The organism is Acinetobacter chengduensis, from assembly GCF_003664645.1.
In the GTDB taxonomy this organism is placed as follows: Bacteria; Pseudomonadota; Gammaproteobacteria; order Pseudomonadales; family Moraxellaceae; genus Acinetobacter; species Acinetobacter chengduensis.
On the sequence record NZ_RCHC01000009.1, the window covers coordinates 13,335 to 29,646 of the forward strand.

Sequence of the window (16,312 nt, forward strand, 5' to 3'; positions counted from 1 at the left end):
AATTGTTTATTGATTTTTATTATCCGTCATAAGATTGTATTTTAATCATTAATAAGTCACATGATTGACAGATATAAAATAGATGTAGTGCATTTTCATTTATAAATAACAGGTCAGTGTTATGAAAAGTCATCATATTCAAACTATCTTGTATTGGATTATCTTAGCGATGGCATTTATTGGCATTGTTGGTTATGAATGGCTTCCTTCAAGTTACCGCGGTAGCTGGCTTTTTGTTTTAGTTCTTATTATTTCTGGTGCATTTATTCGTTTCGGAACAGCCATTCTTATTGGCATATTTGCTTTCTTTAGTGTTTCTATTTACTTTTTGTTTGACCTTTCTTCAATGGTCAATATCCAACGTCAAATTTTACTATTATTTACAGTGACTTTTGCTCCGTTGTTTCTCAGCGCTGTTCGCTATAATTTATTTTCAACACAGCAAGAAAGCACTGATGCTGCCGCATTTGTCAGTAATTATCATAACGAAATTCTTCCTATGCAAGCTTGGAAAAATACCAGTCAAGAAGTCTTAAAAGTATTGCCATTTTTATCGCTGAATCATTACGAAATTATTTATATTAAAATTACCAACGTTGTACTAATCCAAGAAATGCTCGGTGAACATGAATGGTTGGTACGAAAGAATCAAATTCTCAAAGTCCTTGCGACCAAAAACGAAGCTGCCGTATATCATTTTGCATCTGAGAACTTGGATGAAATTCGCAGTATCGTATTTCGTCAAAATGCAGTAGAAAATCAAGAGCCTATGTTTATTCAGGCTTTAAAAGAAATCGAAAGTCTTAAACTCGATATTCAATATCAATTAATAGAAACACCAAATACACTACAAGGAGATCAATATGTCTCTGCTCCTTAACGTATGTGGTGCATTTTTAGTTTCAGTACAACACTTTCCAGATCCAACCTTACAACAAATTTATAAACAAGAATATGGTTGTAATTTCACAATCCAACCAACAAATTCTGATGAAAAATTACCTCTTCATCGTACTAGAGATGTGCATTTATTCTTTCCTACACAAAATACATGGTGGCCACTGTATAGCCTCGATCACATCAATTCAAAAAGCTTCGATCGAATGCTGGAAAATGGCATAAAACCAGGTGTCATTATCCCCTCCACAGTTTCATGGGGATATTATAAAAAATTAAAGTCTGCAGTTGAACGTGGTGCCATTCCTATCTTGGAATACAATCTAGCAAATCCTAATCACTTTTCTTCAGAAGCTACTTTAGCTACAGCATTTGGGCTTCGTCCTGTCGCGGCCTATGTCCCAGAAGGTTGGGACCCGAATCTACTGACTCAACCACAGGGCACTTACTTAATTCAACATACGCGAGGCGTTGGACAACTTCCCTTGCCTGCTCGTGAAATTAAATTTAACCAACTCACGCTGTACGTAACAACAACGAAAGATCACCTTATTGTTGGTAAACAAATCATTCTTAATCCAGAAGAAAATATCCCTTTACATAATATAGAAGCTCCTCAATTTGGGCTGTCATGGCAATTTAATAACGTTCACTTTAGAAGCGACAATCAAGCAATTCACACCAGCATCATAGGCTACGGTCTAATTATGGTGAGTTTTGTTTTCTTACCCATCGACCTAATACTCAATACACGCTACCCCAATATTTTGAGTACTTTAGGTAGCTCTATTTCATGGGTGTCTCTATTACTTGGTATAGGACTACTGCTTCTATTGAGTATTTCTATCATTAGAAAAGTCAGGAAAAATGGAACCGATTAATTTAATTTTCTTGTTTGGTTTTATCGGTATTTGGATTCCACAAGCGTTTTGGGCTTGGCTAAGCTACTCTGCTTGGCAATATTCTCGTAAAGCGGCTGAAGAACTTAAAAATTTACCGACTCCAGAACACTGGCCCATGCTCAGTGTACTTATACCTGCCTATAACGAAGAAGTTGTTATAGAGGACACCTTGCATGCGATGGCGGCACAAGACTACCCCGCTGAATCCTATGAAGTCCTATTAATTAATGATGGTTCTAAAGATAACACCTTAGCTATTGCCGAACGTTTAGCTGAAATTTACCCCTGCATTAAAATTGTAAATGTTCCCAAAGGCATGGGGGGTAAAGGTAAATCACGTACTCTAAATAATGGCTTGCCACATGCTAAAGGCGAACTGATTGTCGTCTATGATGCGGACAGCACACCAGAGCCCGACTGTGTACGTTTATTGGCTCAAACGCTAATAGCTGACTCTAGCTTAGTTGCGGTAAACGGCAAGGTTCGTACCCGAAATTGGCGTGATAGTATTTTGACTCGTTTCATTGCCATTGAATTTATTTATTTCCAATGGATATTTCAAGGTGGTCGTTGGAACCGTTTCCGCCTTTCCACACTCATGGGAACAAACTACGTTATTTGGCGTAATGCCTTAGATACCTTAGGCGGATTTGATGAAAAATCTTTAGTTGACGATACAGAGATGAGCTTTCGCGTATTTTTGGGAACTAAACGCATTAAATGGGTCCCGTATGCCATTGGTTGGCAACAGGATCCTCCTTCCTTAAATGTCTTTATTAAACAACGCTCACGCTGGACACAAGGAAACTTCTATGTCACTCAAAAATACCTACCTATTGCCTTGCGCAATCCATTCCCTATTGGGGTAGAAATTGGCAATAACATCATGTGTTATATCATGTTTGTACCTGCACTTTTTTGGAGTCATGTTGCTTTAGTCTTAGGGGTATTAGGTATCGCGGGTATGACCATTCCAGGCCCTTTTGTCGCCTTATGGGGTCTTTCATTTTGTTTATATGTTGCACAGATGTGGTTCACCCTATCTTTAGAAAAAGTAAAACCTGAACTATATTTTTATTCAGTGATTGCTTATTTTTCATACTCACAAGTTTTCTTGGTTATCGTTGTTAAAGCTGCCTATGACATGCTGAAAAGCAGAATCAAAGGCGAAGGCATTCAATGGTATAAAACTGAACGTAGCAAAGAGAAAAAATAATGAAACCATTTCAATTCAAAATATTGACCCTTAGCCTCTTGGCAACCAATGCATTAATTTTTGTTACCGCATCTCATGCTACGAGTTGGACATTCAGCGATGCTCTTAGCCAAACTAAACAGAGTAAAATTAGCCAATACTTTTATGTAGGTAAAGGTGAACAATGGGATAACATAGTTTATAACGCAAAATATGATACAGATCCTAATACACGTGTTTTAGTGACCTATGATGACAAACCCATTTATAGAACAACCTTAGATGGTAAAGGAAATTTAAACTTCCCTATTCCATCAGGAAGTAGCGGCTTTCATCGTTTAGATTTTATTGTTGAAAATCGTGATGAGACAGTAAAAGATAATATGTGCTTAGAACCGCCTGTGCATATCACATCATTCGAAAACTCTGAAATCAACTTCCAAGCTTCACGTACACAGCTACGCCTAAGTGATCTACCTGATGCGTTGTATAACCCAAAGCTCAACAGTAAAACACCTCTTAAAGCCATTTTTGACTACAACAGTAAAGACCTTACAGAAAATAATATGTTGGCACGTCTTATTGTGGGTTGGGAACATGCTCGACAAATTCAATGGCTCAGTCCAGCGCAAAGAACCAATGAGTTAGCAGATTTCCGTATTAATATTAAGCGAGTACCGAACTTAGAAGCTGCACCAGTTCAATTAGATAACAGCAATGGTATTCCAACACTCAGTATCCAATACTCAACAGATGAACAATTGGAATCTGTCGTTCGTATCTTGTTACAGCCTCAACTTAGTAGTCAGTTAACCAGTAATTCCGCCAATATTAAGAACTCTGTAGCTTCACCTCAATGGGCAACTGCACGCACATTTAATAGTCTGGCAGATTTTGGGATTGAAGATTTTCGGATTGGGCTCGATAAATATAATTTTAGTTTACAGTTTCCTTATGTATGGGAACCCTCAGATAGTCTCTCAGGTGTGATTGCTCTACGTTCACAAACTGGGCTACTTGAAGGCTCGTCTATCTCAGCGTGGATTAATGAACAACTGGCCGGCAATATACAATTGGCTTATTTGGAAGCAGAGCCTTTCAATCGTCAATTTAGTATTTTAGGGGCCAAAGTTGAAGAAAAACCAAACTATAATTTAAGTTTAGAAAGCTCAATTATTGCTAACTCAGCGTGTTTACCTGCGGCACGTGGCGCTGTTTGGGTTAATACCAAAGACTCGAAATTAACCCTCCCTTATACTTTAAAAATTGGTGTTATGAGTGCATCCTCATCTTTAGCAGGTACACCTACAATTGCAATTTCAGATCATCCAAACAGTTTAGGCATGGCCGTTACAGCAATGCAGTCTGCCAAAAATATGTTATTAACCAATAATCCAGTGCAACTAAAAATTGTCGCATTTAACCCTGCTAAACCACAAAAAGTAAATATTCGTGTGGATTCTGCTATGTATCAACAGTTGGTGAAACAACATGAACATATGCTCTATGCCCCAACAGCACAAGATGGTTTCTTTGCCGTTTTTGTCAAAGATAATGTACACTTCATAACGAACAGTGAACTTGGGGCAAATACGTTTAACCAATACTGGCCAACGATTCAGAGCCAAATTCCAAATAATGTAGAACAAATCTTTGTTTCATCCGACGGACAGCTACATATTTTAGAGAATATTTCTCCTGTCAAAACACAACAAGCTGTCATTGAGCAATCAAATAGTTTCTTATGGCTCATGTTCGGTTTATTTGCCATTGTTGTTATCATGCTCTTATTATTATGGCGTAAGCGTAAAAATGATACGAAAAAAGGCGCTTAAAGTTGCTCTATATCTGAGCATCATTGCCACTATTTTATTGCTCAGCGTAGTATGGGCTATGCCACGTAGCCCATCGCCAGCCAAAGTCGTTGGTATATTTTGGCAACCTACCTTAGGCACAAAACCAAGTGGAAATTGGGATCTCCTTGGTGTAAATACTTTTGTTCCACAATTTGGCGTAGCTGACGGAAAAGCTTGGCTCAAGACGACCAAAATCCCTCAATGGGAACCACTTCCAAATTGGTCAACAATCCAAAAACAAGCATGGTCTAAAAATCTAATTTTAGGCCTTTCAGGTCAATATGACGAACAACAAGCCCGTGCTCATGTTGCAGACCATGGAAAAATATCTCTGCAATTCATTCAAGAACAATCACTCACCCGCAAACCAATTGCTTATTATTTTCCAGTCGAAGCAGATCCATCTTGGCTTGGTGTTAATGTATTAGGTAAAACCTTAGAAAAGCTTCCAAAACCTTTATGGGTCAGTATCTATAGTGTAAAAGCAGAGCCCTATGCTTATGATTCATGGTTAGCAAGTTGGCTTCCAAGTCAAACGCAAGTTTTTTTCCAAGATGGCGTGGGTACAGGTGTTCGTAGTCCAACTCAAGCTCGAAAAATATTAGAAAATTTACAGCAAAAATTTGGCAAAGATCGAATCGTAATTGTCTTGGAAGCTTTTAGACCTAAAAGTGGTGGCGGATTTCGAGCTGCCTATCCTTGGGAAATTATTCAACAGCTTAATACCTATCAGAACCAAAAAGTCTTTATTTTTGATGGTCCTCACTACTTGAACCGACCAACCGTTTATGTCATTGCGTTATGGCAAAAACTGCGTACCCAATAACTCACTGTATAGCAACTATAATTCTATGCATCCTAAACATTCGCCTTTAAAATCCATGATATATGGTTAATTCAATACGGGTATTGTTATAACTATCTTTTGTATCTGCTGGCGTGCCAGAAACATATTTACCATATAATTGTTCTACACTCAGAGTCGCTGGAAATTGTTGAAATGGCTTCCATGAGATACCAGGTCCAGCCTCAATCAAATTATTATAATAACGTTGTGCTGTGTCATTAATCGCATGTACTTTGCCATAAAGCTTTACACCATGATCTGCAAAATTGAGGCCTGAACGTCCTCTTAAATCTGAAAGTACTGAATAGTCTTCACGCGAATAAGTCGCAATATTGCCATAGGCATCGGCATACCAATTGGGTGCATTAGCACTTTCACCTAATTTTGAAAATTGCCATTCATCATAGCCCGTGATACCTGCCGTTATACTTTCTCTGGTTTTAGAGCGATCACGATCTATTAAATCATAGCTGACACCCACTTCAGCATAAGCACGAATTGGCAATTTCAACCAAGGTTGATAATTCACACCAACGCCTGCAATTACTGCATTGTCATCATAAATTAAAGCATTACTATGCAAGGTTGCAGGATTTGAATTTCCTTTCGACTTTGTGTCTTTATTTAAACTTGCAAAACCATAAATTTGGCCTTGCTGGCCTTCACCAAAATAACGACCAGCACGTACTTTTAATGGGGCAACGCCCATAGAAAAACGATCTTCATAGGAAGGTGAAAAATAGATATCTGCAAAATATGGATGGCTAGATGCTGAATCACCTTGTAGGTTCAAAATGGCTTGATCTGCAGTTGCTTTAGTTTGTGGGTTAGAAGATATTTGCAAAGTTTTAAACACTTTGACCGCTTCAGCATTACGACCTAAGCCATTCAATAAATACGCCTGTTGCAAAGCCAACTCTTCGTCTTTTGGCGTTAGCTCACGTGCTTTAGCAATGCTCTTTAGAGCATCATCAGGACGTTTTTGACTAATCTGCAAATACGTCAAACTTTTCCAAACCCGTACATCTTGAGGTGTTTTTTGTGACAATTGAACTAAAATTTGCTCAGCTTGTGTAGGATCATTTTTTTCTGCTTTATAGAATTTATCCCACAAATCGTAAATAGGGTTTCCCGGTTTGACTTCTGATTGAGCATCTGTGTCTGCATTTGCTATGGAGACCGTTAAAGGCAAACCCAATACGCTCAATGCCCATAACATTTTAATCAATGGATATTTTGAATTACGCATGCACAGAAGCTCACTTAGGTTGTTGAATATAGAGGATACCCTCTCAACATTCATTGAATACTATATATACGATATTTTAAAACAGGCAAATGAATCTCTCTTACAGCCTTTGTTGTGTATTTGTTGCTTTCATTTTATTTACTAAATATTTTAGTGAATAAAATCAAAATTTTGATTCAACAAACAATATAAAAAGTATGTAAGAGATAGAGAGCATTGCTGTTCTTCTTTTATTCAAGGCTTCAATTTTCAGCTATTCAAGAAACTCTTCAAGCACTGAGTTTAAAAAAATATGGCCTTGCTCAGTACACGATAATTGCTCAGGATTATTTACCATCAATTTGCGTTCGCGCAGAGACTGTAACAATGGATTTAAGCTGTCTAAGGTGTATCCCGTGCGGTCCTGATACAAGCGCGCATCTACACCATGATTCAAGCGTAAGGCATTCATCATAAATTCAAATGGCATATCTGCTTCTTCAATTTTTTTAAACTGCAAATGTTCTGCGGGTACTTTGGCTAAATAATCTTTCGGCAAGCGAGTTTTCTGATAACGGTACACGCCATCGGGCTGTGTCACTTTTCCATGCGCACCTGCACCAATCGCAAGATAATCGCCAAACTGCCAGTAATTCACATTGTGTGCAGAAGGTTTTTCTTTACGCCAAGCCGAAACTTCATAATTGATAAATCCTTGCGCTTTTAAATAGGCCTCGCCTTGCTCTTGAATATCTTCTAATACATCATCCACAGGCAAAATTGGCTGAGTACGGAAAAATACGGTATTCGGTTCAATCGTTAACTGATACCACGACACATGTGTTGCACCATTTTCCACAGCCAACTTCAAGTCTAGTAGTGCCTGCTCAATTGTTTGCTCTGGCAAACCATGCATCAAGTCGACGTTCACTCGTTCAAAGCCCGCTTCTTTAGCATGCTGAATGGCAGAAATCGCATCATCATTAGAATGAATACGGCCTAACTTTTTGAGCTGATCCGTATTAAAACTCTGTACGCCTATCGATAGCCGATTAATGCCAGCCTCTAAATAGCCCGCAAATGGATCATGTTCGACCGTACCCGGATTGGCTTCTAAGGTAATTTCACAGCCATCTTCAAATGGAATAATGGATTTGAGCTGCTCAAACAGCCATTGATAACCTTTAGCTGAAATCAGCGAAGGTGTCCCGCCACCAATAAATACGCTGTGTACCGCACGGCCTTGGGCAAAATCAGTCTGCGTTTTAAAGTCTTCAACCAGCGCCTGTAAATATTCTTTTTCTAAGTCTAAAGACAACTCGCCATTGGGTACTGCATGCGAATTAAAGTCACAATATGGACATTTTCGCACGCACCACGGCATGTGAATGTATAAAGACATGGGAATATTTGCAGGGATCAGTTCAGCCAAGGAATGTGCTCAAAAGGAGAATAAAAGTCGCCTGTATTTTAACATGACTGCACTAGAGTACTGATGAAAACTCCATCGGAATACACTAGACTGGTTAAATTAAAAATGAATTTGCTGATAAGAACATGAAAATAAGCAGCCATTTATTGTATTTGCTCCCGCTTGCGATGGGTATTGGCATCGCCATGAGCATTCAAACTGCCCTTAACACTCAATTACGTGAATATTTGTATTCTCCATTACAAGCTGCCCTTTTATCGTTTTTGATAGGTACAATAGCGCTTGCTGTCCTGGTGTTTTTTCAACCTGTCGAAAAACCCAATCTTGAAACGCTGTTACACATTCCTTGGTTTTTATGGCTAGGTGGATGCTTAGGCGTATATGCCATTAGCATCAGTATTTATACGGCGCCCAAATTAGGTTTTTTAAGCCTATCTGGCCTGATCATTTTTGGCCAAATTGCCATTTCTATGCTGATCGACCAATACGGCCTACTGGGAAATGAAAAGACACCGATTCATTGGCAGCGCCTTTTAGGTGGCGTGGTGATTTTTATTGGTGTGCTTCTCACTTTACAACGCTAAGACCTCATACCTAAGCACCTCAAAGAAAGAGTATGTTCTGTGTCTACTGTCACAACAACCCGCTTTGAATTAAAGCAACTATTTCGCTTGATGATTCCGATTTTAATCACCCAATTTGCGCAAGCAGGTTTTGGTTTGATTGATACCATTATGGCTGGCCATTTGTCTGCCAATGACTTGGCGGCAATTGCCGTGGGCGTAGGGCTTTGGATTCCTATTATGCTACTGTTTAGTGGCATCATGATTGCTACTACACCGTTGGTAGCTGAGGCAAATGGTGCCCGTTCGCCTGAAAAAATTGCCACCATTGCTCGTCAGTCGTTATGGATTGCATTGATTCTAGGCATTATTGCCTGCCTAATTTTACAGGCTGCACCCTTCCTATTGCCTGTATTAGGGGTGCCTGAAGTTCTCTTACCAAAAGCCAGCCTGTTTCTGCATGCGATTGGCTTTGGTATGCCTGCTGTAACGATGTATGCAGCACTTCGTGGTTATTCTGAAGCTTTGGGCTACCCTAAACCTGTCACAGCCATTAGCTTAATTGCGCTCGCTGTACTGGTGCCACTCAACTTTATCTTTATGTATGGTTTAGGCCCTGTACCTGAACTAGGCTCTGCAGGCTGTGGCTTTGCGACGGCTATATTACAATGGCTAATGTTCTTTGCTTTGGCACTGTATATTTTCAAAAGCAGTGCCTATCAAAAAACCCAGCCTTTCGCACTATGGGAAAAAATAGATCCAGTCTGGATGAAACGAATCTTTGCACTGGGTTTTCCGATCGGCTTGGCTATTTTCTTTGAAGTGAGTATTTTTAGTACCGCAGCGATTGTACTCAGTCCACTGGGAGAAATTACCGTGGCGGCACATCAAATTGCGATTTCCATTACTTCACAGCTATTTATGATTCCAATGTCACTGGCCATTGCACTCACCATTCGAGTGGGCACCTATTATGGCAGTCAAAATTGGGCATCTATGCGCCGTGTACAAGTGATTGGACTGGCAACAGGGACCGTGTTTGCGCTCATTACCATGCTACTGCTTTGGTTACTCCGCGCTGAAATCGTCTCGCTGTATACCTTCGATTATGATGTCGCAGCATTGGCTGTGTACTTGGTACTGTTTGCGATTGCTTATCAACTTATGGATGCATGGCAAGTGAGTGCCGCCGGTTGCTTACGTGGTATGCAAGATACTAAAGGCCCAATGTGGATTACCATGCTGGCCTATTGGATTATTGCCTTCCCTGTGGGAATTTATTTGTCACGCTTCACCGATATGGGTGCAGCAGGCGTATGGATTGGGCTGATTGTGGGTTTAACCGTTGCCTGTATTTTACTCATTAGCCGTTTAATGATTATGAATAAACGCATCACACGGCTTTAAATTTGATGGTCCATACGGCCACGGGACGTATGGACTTTTGTGCTTGGCGCTTTATTTAATCTAAGCTAGCCAGCGCTTTTTTTAAGCCCTCAGGTACATCAGCTTCATCTGCCTCTTTCATAATCGCTTGTCCCACAATCACATCTGTACCGTTAAAAGTCATGGTGGGCGAACCATAAAGTTCATAGCCTTCATTTAATGCTTTGGTCACACGGGCACAAAAGGTCACATCATCTTTACCTGTTAAATATTTATATACTTTCATTGCCTAATTTCGTCTGGATTACTCAGCTTATTTTAAGCTTAATCTTGCAAGATGTAAGTCAGAGTTAAAACACTGTGACGGACTGCGTGATTTAGACCAAAGCTCAAATGACCCCTGCATAAGGCTAAAAGCTACATTGGCCTTGGTTTGAACAGGCATTTACTAACTAAATCCGACCTAAATCAAGGTGATTGAAAACAATCACCTTGAAACAGACACAAAGCTTTAACATTTTAAAGTAGGCAACACCTTGATTAACGCCTATGATCAAAACCATATTTTATGATGATCTTGAGGAGCATCACATGGCCAAATCGGCTAGCACCCCCGGTCGCCGCTTTATGAAACTTGCAGGAATGACTGCAAGTATTGCCAGCAAGACAGTTACAAATTCAATTAAAAACCTCACTGCCGACGAAGAGCAAAAGAACGCTTCGCGTAGCAAATTATTTCAAGATATTGGGGTACAAATTGCCGATACGCTCGGCGACATGAAAGGTGCGGTCATGAAAGTAGGACAGATCGCCTCTCAATATAAAGATATTTTTCCACCCGAAGTGGCAAAGGCGATTGCCAAATTACAACGTCAAGCACCGCCTATGCCCTTTAGCGATATTAAAGCGCAAGTTGAAAAAGAACTGGGCAAACCGATTCTTGAAATTTTTAAAAGCTTTGACGAAGTACCTTTTGCTGCCGCCTCCATTGGTCAAGTCCATAAAGCAACCTTACCCAACGGTCAGCCCGTGGTGGTCAAGGTGCAATATCCAGGTGTAGATGAAGCTTGTGAAAGTGACTTAAAACAAGTTCGGCTTGCACTACGCTTAATGGGCGTATTAAAAATTGATCGTAAACTTCAAGATCAGTTATTTCATGAAATTCAAGACAGCTTAGACAACGAATTAAACTATCAAATTGAAGCACAAAACCTTGCCGTTGCACGCACTTTCCATGAAGCACTTGATAGCAAGATTGTGATTCCCCAAGTGTATGAAGACTATTCTTCACGTCATATTTTAACTTTAAGCCTAGAAGAAGGCGAAAGCATAGAAACTGCCAGCACATGGTCACAAGAGACGCGTAATGAATTGGGTCGCCGTTTACTACGTGCCATGGGACAAGAAATATTCTTTTTAAAACGTTTTCACTGTGACCCACATCCGGGCAACTTCGCCTTTCGTGAAGATGGCACAGTCATTATCTATGACTTTGGTGGCGTTAAAATATTATCCAACGACACTGTGCAACAATTCAAAGCTTTAATTCGTGCGGCACGTGCTTCCAATATTGCAGAGATTGAAAATCAACTGGATGCACTGCACTCTATGGCTGAAAAAGGCAAATTCCCAGAGGCACTGTATAAAGAGTGGTTAGAAGTGCTGATGCGTCCGCTCACTACACAATATGACTTTGCAGAAAACTCTGCACATCATGATGGTGTCGAGCTGATTAAGCCTTCATTAAAATATTGGGATGTATTTAAGCCTTCCCCAGATACACTTATGGTCAACCGTACCGTGTCGGGGCATTACTGGAATCTCATCAATTTAAAAGTAAACGACAATTTAAATGATATTTTTGAAGAGTTAATTCCACCAGTGGCCTAATAGCAGATTGATCTTCATTCAACTTAAAAAGTCTGACTTCGGTCGGGCTTTTTTATAGTTTGCTATGACCTATTACAATACGCAGAAATTGCCCCATCAAAGCACTCATTGGTGAAGAAATGTAAATCTACTTGCAGGCATTAATGTTATAATATAACATAACAATAAATTCAAGACCTGAAACAGGAGAAGAACAATGCGTCCGAATATTCATCCTCAATACCAAGATGTGCTGTTTCATGATACCAATGCAGATGTATATTTTGTGATTGGCAGTACGCTACAAAGCACTCAAACACGTGAATATGAAGGTAAGACCTATCCCTATGTCACCTTAGATATTTCGAGTGCATCGCATCCGTTTTATACCGGGGAACAACGTCAAACCAGCAATGAAGGCCGTGTGGCAAGCTTTAATAAACGCTTTGCGCGTTTCAAACGCTCACAGTAAATTCATATTGTTTTAAGCTTTTGCTTTTAAAGTAAAACTATTAAAGAAGTCTAAGAACCCTCCTCCAGCTTAGACTTCTTTTTTTGTCTATACGCATTCAATTTAGGCTTTCAATAGCCATTGAAACAGATAAAAACCCAATGCCAATAACACTACACCCAACAGCACACTCGAACCGACATAAACTAAAGCAAGGCTGGCTTGCGACTGTTTGAGTAATTGAAAGGTTTCTAAGCCAAAACTCGAAAACGTGGTGAATCCACCTAAAATACCAACCATGACAAACAAACGGGTTTCTTGCTGTAACACTGGATATTTTTGGGTCAGTGCAAAAAATACACCTGCAATAAAACACCCAAGTAAATTAATGGCCCAAGTGCTCCAAGGAAATATGCCGCTAGGCTTATATAACCAAAGCCCTGCGCCATAACGCAAACTTGCACCTATTGCACCTCCAAGGGCGACCAATAACCAATTCATGGATGTTCCTACTCTATCTTTTGAGGCATTTTCGCCTACGATGTTCAGGCAATGTCTATGACTATAGCCGAAAGTTGACTTCAATTCGGCATCAAAATGTACTCAATTTAAATGCTAAATCTTGCTATATTCTCAGGGCTTAAATTTACATTATTTACGGATGATTCGTTCATGGCACAACAATTATTGGCAGAACTTCAAGCAGGCACAGCAAAATTTGCTGACGTTATTGCATTTATTGAAGCGCGTTATGTTCACACCCCAACAGCATTTCAAAATGGCCAGCAAGCTAACGGTGCCAATGAAAACCAAGGCAGTGCCAAAGTATTTTCTTTTGCACAGCAAAATGGCTTAGATCAAGCGCAAACTTTAAGTTTATTTGCTGAACATTATGCATCTGTACTGGCTACACCAGAAGCGACAGATCACCAAAATATCCGCCAATTTATGCTCAACGGTTGGGATGGTATTCAATTTGATGGTCAAGCCTTAGTTGCAAAATAAGGCCATTCACATCGCATACCTGCACAATTAATTTTAAAACAATAAAGCCAGCATGCGTGCTGGCTTTATGCATTGAACGATATCAGATCAATCGCACAAATCTCTACTGGATCAAGATACTCGAATGCGGCACTGCCATTCATCAATAGAGGCGCTTTCCCAAGGTCGTGCATGTTGTATATGCAATACTTCTTCGCCTGCTTGCTGTGCAGTAAAACGATATGTTTTCTGACCACCTACACCAAGTATAGGTGTATCATTTTGCTTGGTATCTTCTAATTTAAAAATTTCTTCAGCTTTAAATAATTGAGGGCTTTTGCTTAAACGCCAAACATAACCTGTGCTTGGGTTTTCATCTAAAATCACTTCTAGCGTTTGCCCACGATCCATTTCTAATAGTGCAGGACAACTCTGCTTACCAGTAAAAACGTGATTTTTACCATCGACTGTTGAGCTCAAACTACTACATCCACCCAAACCTAAGGCCAAAACCAAAGCCATACCCATTGCTTGTAACTTCATGATGATGCCAACTCAAATCTAACTTTTAACGCGTTCAATCCATTGAATTGAATCTACTCGAAAAACTTCACAAGCCCCATCCCCTGTATCAGTTGGGGTTAACGATGAGGTCCAAACCAAATCTTTGTCTTTAATTTCCACTAAATCACCTTTAAGACGAACCAAGTCACCGCGTTTTACTTTTTTAATTTCTTTGGCAATTGCAGGACTTGATGGGATGATATGCATATTCGACACCATCATCATGGCTTGCTTTTCAGGTACGGGCACTTTATCCATGCGCCAATTTAAATAGCGATCATATTGATTCACTGTAATATGTCGCGCAATTTCTGGCTCGGCAAATAATCCCCAACTTACCGCATAATCAATTGGGGAAAATTTTGCTTGTTCGTCATGGGTATAAGTTTTTGAACCTAAAATTCGAAAGTCACCATAAAAAGGTTTTAATGTAGAAATAGACTGCCCTTGAGCAACGGGAGCTAAACCTTTGGCAATATTATATTCCGATGATGCCTGCGCACCTGTTTGTAACAGTATTGAAGCCAATACTGTACTGAGCAAAATCTTTTTCATCATCGGTTTACCTCTTTTTTCATTACTGTATTCAGGCATTTGCAATTGATACCATCAACCGACACCTTCTAGCTGAAGTTCAGGCCCAAATAGACGAATGATCAGCATCTCAGCTAAAACTGAAGGCTTGCTTAATCATCTCTGTTGTAATCCTATATTAAGGAATAATTCAGCAGAAACATTAGTAACTTGGTAACAAGTCTGCTTTTTTACTGACGTATATCTTATATTTTGCCTGTTATTCCACTAAGCTTGGCAATACATCAATTCATTCATAATAATAGAGCAATAATGATTTATAAGTTTTATCAGCAACATATTTTTCCACATTTACTCAACCAAGTGATGCAAGTTCCGAGCTTAATGGATAAACGCCGTGAGCTACTTTTGCCTATTCAAGGTGAGGTTCTAGAAATTGGCTTTGGTACAGGCTTGAATCTCGCTTTTTATCAAGCAGTCAATACGGTATATGCACTTGAGCCCAATATCGAAATTTATCAATTGGTCGCGCAACGTGTGCATGCAACGCCTTTTGAAGTTCAACACATACAAGCCAGTGCTGAAAAATTACCTTTTGCAGATCAAAGCCTAGATCATATAGTTTGTACTTGGACTTTATGCAGTATTGCCAATATCGAACTTGCTTTGGACGAAGTGTATCGTGTGCTGAAAGTGGGTGGCACTTTTCATGTTGTGGAGCATGTATTACACAATGAAAATCACCATATTCAGCGCCTGCAAAATCTATTCACACCACTACAAAAGCGCGTGGCCGATGGCTGTCATTTAAATCGTGATATTGAACGGGCTTTAAAAAATGCAGACTTAGAGGTTACTGAATTACACTACTTTGATGCCGAAGGCATTCCAGCGATTGGACGCCGTATGCTACTGGCACGGGCGATCAAAAGCTGATTGATCAGTAGCAATCAAATATAGAATTAAGACAACCTCTGAATATAAGTGATTTTGACTATACTGCACTGCGGTCTGGGGCGCGGTATATTCATACCCGTCACAAAACGCTGACCTGTTTTCAGTTGTTGTACATTGACATATTGCCCTTGTAACCGAACACGCTGACCTGATTTTAAACGGCGTAGTTGTCGGGTAATTCGCTCATTAGAAGCAATTGCACTCACATTCAGGCTATCTGCGCGCACCTCTTCTACCGTTAAGCCTGAGTTGGGCTTGAGCTTAAACTCATAGCACCGACTGTGCTGATCAAATTCGACCTTTTTCAAATTTTGAGGATCAGCCAACATCCCCTGCACCAGTAATAAATCAACATTACTGAGATAAGCCAAATCATTATATTCCCCCACCCATGCTGATGCACGGAAAAGAACACCTCTTTGGGCTGAATAAAAACGCTGACCAGCAACGGTAAAATTCCCAGAAAATTCACGGCGTGTTTCTAGTTGAAAGTTTTTAACAACACCAGGCTGTTCCAAATGTGGAATTTCTCGAAAATACTCATTCCAGGCCCAAATCAGCAGTGCTAAACAAGTGAAGGCGATCAGCAACTGCTTCATACATTTATCTCCCAGTCACCATGACGATATGACTCAGCGCATAATAAA

General features: G+C 39.9%; 18 protein-coding genes. 11 read left to right on the plus strand and 7 right to left on the minus strand.

Annotated elements, in window-relative coordinates:
* Positions 1–121: 121 nt before the first annotated feature.
* Genes D9K81_RS09450 through D9K81_RS09470 form a run of 5 tightly spaced genes read left to right on the plus strand, consistent with a single transcriptional unit; the run spans position 122 to position 5,676 of the window.
* Positions 122–880 carry a hypothetical protein gene (locus D9K81_RS09450; RefSeq protein WP_120373575.1) on the plus strand — a complete coding sequence of 253 codons (759 nt, stop codon included), beginning with the start codon at positions 122–124 and terminating at the stop codon, positions 878–880.
* Positions 864–1,778 (plus strand): hypothetical protein, encoded by a 915-nt coding sequence (locus D9K81_RS09455; RefSeq protein ID WP_120373576.1) that lies wholly within the window; start codon positions 864–866, stop codon positions 1,776–1,778. The genes D9K81_RS09450 and D9K81_RS09455 overlap by 17 nt, the downstream gene beginning before the upstream one ends.
* Positions 1,765–3,015, plus strand: coding sequence for a glycosyltransferase family 2 protein (locus D9K81_RS09460; RefSeq protein WP_120373577.1), 1,251 nt, complete (start codon positions 1,765–1,767; stop codon positions 3,013–3,015). The genes D9K81_RS09455 and D9K81_RS09460 overlap by 14 nt, the downstream gene beginning before the upstream one ends.
* Positions 3,015–4,829, plus strand: coding sequence for a hypothetical protein (locus D9K81_RS09465; protein WP_120373578.1), 1,815 nt, complete (start codon positions 3,015–3,017; stop codon positions 4,827–4,829). The genes D9K81_RS09460 and D9K81_RS09465 overlap by 1 nt, the downstream gene beginning before the upstream one ends.
* A complete protein-coding gene (locus D9K81_RS09470; RefSeq protein ID WP_121523257.1) occupies positions 4,807–5,676 on the plus strand; it encodes an alpha-amylase family protein in 870 nt (289 codons plus the stop codon). The genes D9K81_RS09465 and D9K81_RS09470 overlap by 23 nt, the downstream gene beginning before the upstream one ends.
* 46 nt (positions 5,677–5,722) lie before the next feature.
* Here D9K81_RS09470 and D9K81_RS09475 read toward each other — a convergent pair whose 3' ends face one another.
* Entirely contained in the window at positions 5,723–6,946 is a 1,224-nt protein-coding gene (locus tag D9K81_RS09475; RefSeq protein WP_198488299.1) for a tetratricopeptide repeat protein, read from the minus strand.
* Positions 6,947–7,199: 253 nt separating this feature from the next.
* Positions 7,200–8,357: a radical SAM family heme chaperone HemW gene (gene hemW / locus D9K81_RS09480; protein WP_120373580.1), complete on the minus strand. Its 1,158-nt coding sequence runs from the start codon at positions 8,355–8,357 to the stop codon at positions 7,200–7,202.
* 125 nt (positions 8,358–8,482) lie between these two features.
* Between hemW and D9K81_RS09485 the strand changes: the two genes are divergently transcribed.
* Together D9K81_RS09485 and D9K81_RS09490 are read left to right on the plus strand one after the other, a co-directional pair.
* On the plus strand, positions 8,483–8,941 hold the full coding sequence (locus D9K81_RS09485) for a DMT family transporter (RefSeq protein ID WP_120373581.1): 459 nt from the start codon (positions 8,483–8,485) through the stop codon (positions 8,939–8,941).
* Between the two features lie 90 nt (positions 8,942–9,031).
* Positions 9,032–10,327 (plus strand): MATE family efflux transporter, encoded by a 1,296-nt coding sequence (locus D9K81_RS09490; protein WP_120373765.1) that lies wholly within the window; start codon positions 9,032–9,034, stop codon positions 10,325–10,327.
* Positions 10,328–10,382: 55 nt separating this feature from the next.
* On the opposite strand, the gene D9K81_RS09495 is transcribed toward D9K81_RS09490, so the two are convergent.
* On the minus strand, positions 10,383–10,592 hold the full coding sequence (locus D9K81_RS09495) for a DUF1737 domain-containing protein (protein WP_120373582.1): 210 nt from the start codon (positions 10,590–10,592) through the stop codon (positions 10,383–10,385).
* A gap of 305 nt (positions 10,593–10,897) precedes the next feature.
* Between D9K81_RS09495 and D9K81_RS09500 the strand changes: the two genes are divergently transcribed.
* Together D9K81_RS09500 and D9K81_RS09505 are read left to right on the plus strand one after the other, a co-directional pair.
* A complete protein-coding gene (locus tag D9K81_RS09500) occupies positions 10,898–12,196 on the plus strand; it encodes an ABC1 kinase family protein (RefSeq protein ID WP_120373583.1) in 1,299 nt (432 codons plus the stop codon).
* A 196-nt stretch (positions 12,197–12,392) separates the two neighbouring features.
* Positions 12,393–12,647 (plus strand): type B 50S ribosomal protein L31, encoded by a 255-nt coding sequence (locus D9K81_RS09505; RefSeq protein ID WP_120373584.1) that lies wholly within the window; start codon positions 12,393–12,395, stop codon positions 12,645–12,647.
* A 102-nt stretch (positions 12,648–12,749) separates the two neighbouring features.
* Here the strand turns inward: D9K81_RS09505 and crcB are convergent, their stop codons facing one another.
* Positions 12,750–13,127: a fluoride efflux transporter CrcB gene (crcB, locus tag D9K81_RS09510; RefSeq protein ID WP_120373585.1), complete on the minus strand. Its 378-nt coding sequence runs from the start codon at positions 13,125–13,127 to the stop codon at positions 12,750–12,752.
* A 171-nt stretch (positions 13,128–13,298) separates the two neighbouring features.
* On the opposite strand from crcB, the gene D9K81_RS09515 reads away from it, so the two are divergent.
* Positions 13,299–13,631 (plus strand): HopJ type III effector protein, encoded by a 333-nt coding sequence (locus D9K81_RS09515; RefSeq protein ID WP_120373586.1) that lies wholly within the window; start codon positions 13,299–13,301, stop codon positions 13,629–13,631.
* Between the two features lie 111 nt (positions 13,632–13,742).
* On the opposite strand, the gene D9K81_RS09520 is transcribed toward D9K81_RS09515, so the two are convergent.
* Together D9K81_RS09520 and D9K81_RS09525 are read right to left on the minus strand one after the other, a co-directional pair.
* Positions 13,743–14,153: a protease inhibitor I42 family protein gene (locus D9K81_RS09520; RefSeq protein WP_120373587.1), complete on the minus strand. Its 411-nt coding sequence runs from the start codon at positions 14,151–14,153 to the stop codon at positions 13,743–13,745.
* Between the two features lie 18 nt (positions 14,154–14,171).
* Positions 14,172–14,729, minus strand: a complete 558-nt coding sequence (locus tag D9K81_RS09525) for a hypothetical protein (protein WP_407923628.1) — start codon at positions 14,727–14,729, stop codon at positions 14,172–14,174.
* Between the two features lie 291 nt (positions 14,730–15,020).
* Here D9K81_RS09525 and D9K81_RS09530 point away from each other — a divergent pair, with 291 nt between their 5' ends.
* Positions 15,021–15,644, plus strand: a complete 624-nt coding sequence (locus D9K81_RS09530) for a class I SAM-dependent methyltransferase (RefSeq protein ID WP_120373588.1) — start codon at positions 15,021–15,023, stop codon at positions 15,642–15,644.
* 26 nt (positions 15,645–15,670) lie between these two features.
* Here the strand turns inward: D9K81_RS09530 and D9K81_RS09535 are convergent, their stop codons facing one another.
* The gene (locus D9K81_RS09535; RefSeq protein WP_120373589.1) at positions 15,671–16,264 is read right to left on the minus strand and encodes a hypothetical protein; all 594 of its coding nucleotides are present in this window, start codon (positions 16,262–16,264) and stop codon (positions 15,671–15,673) included.
* Positions 16,265–16,312: the final 48 nt, after the last annotated feature.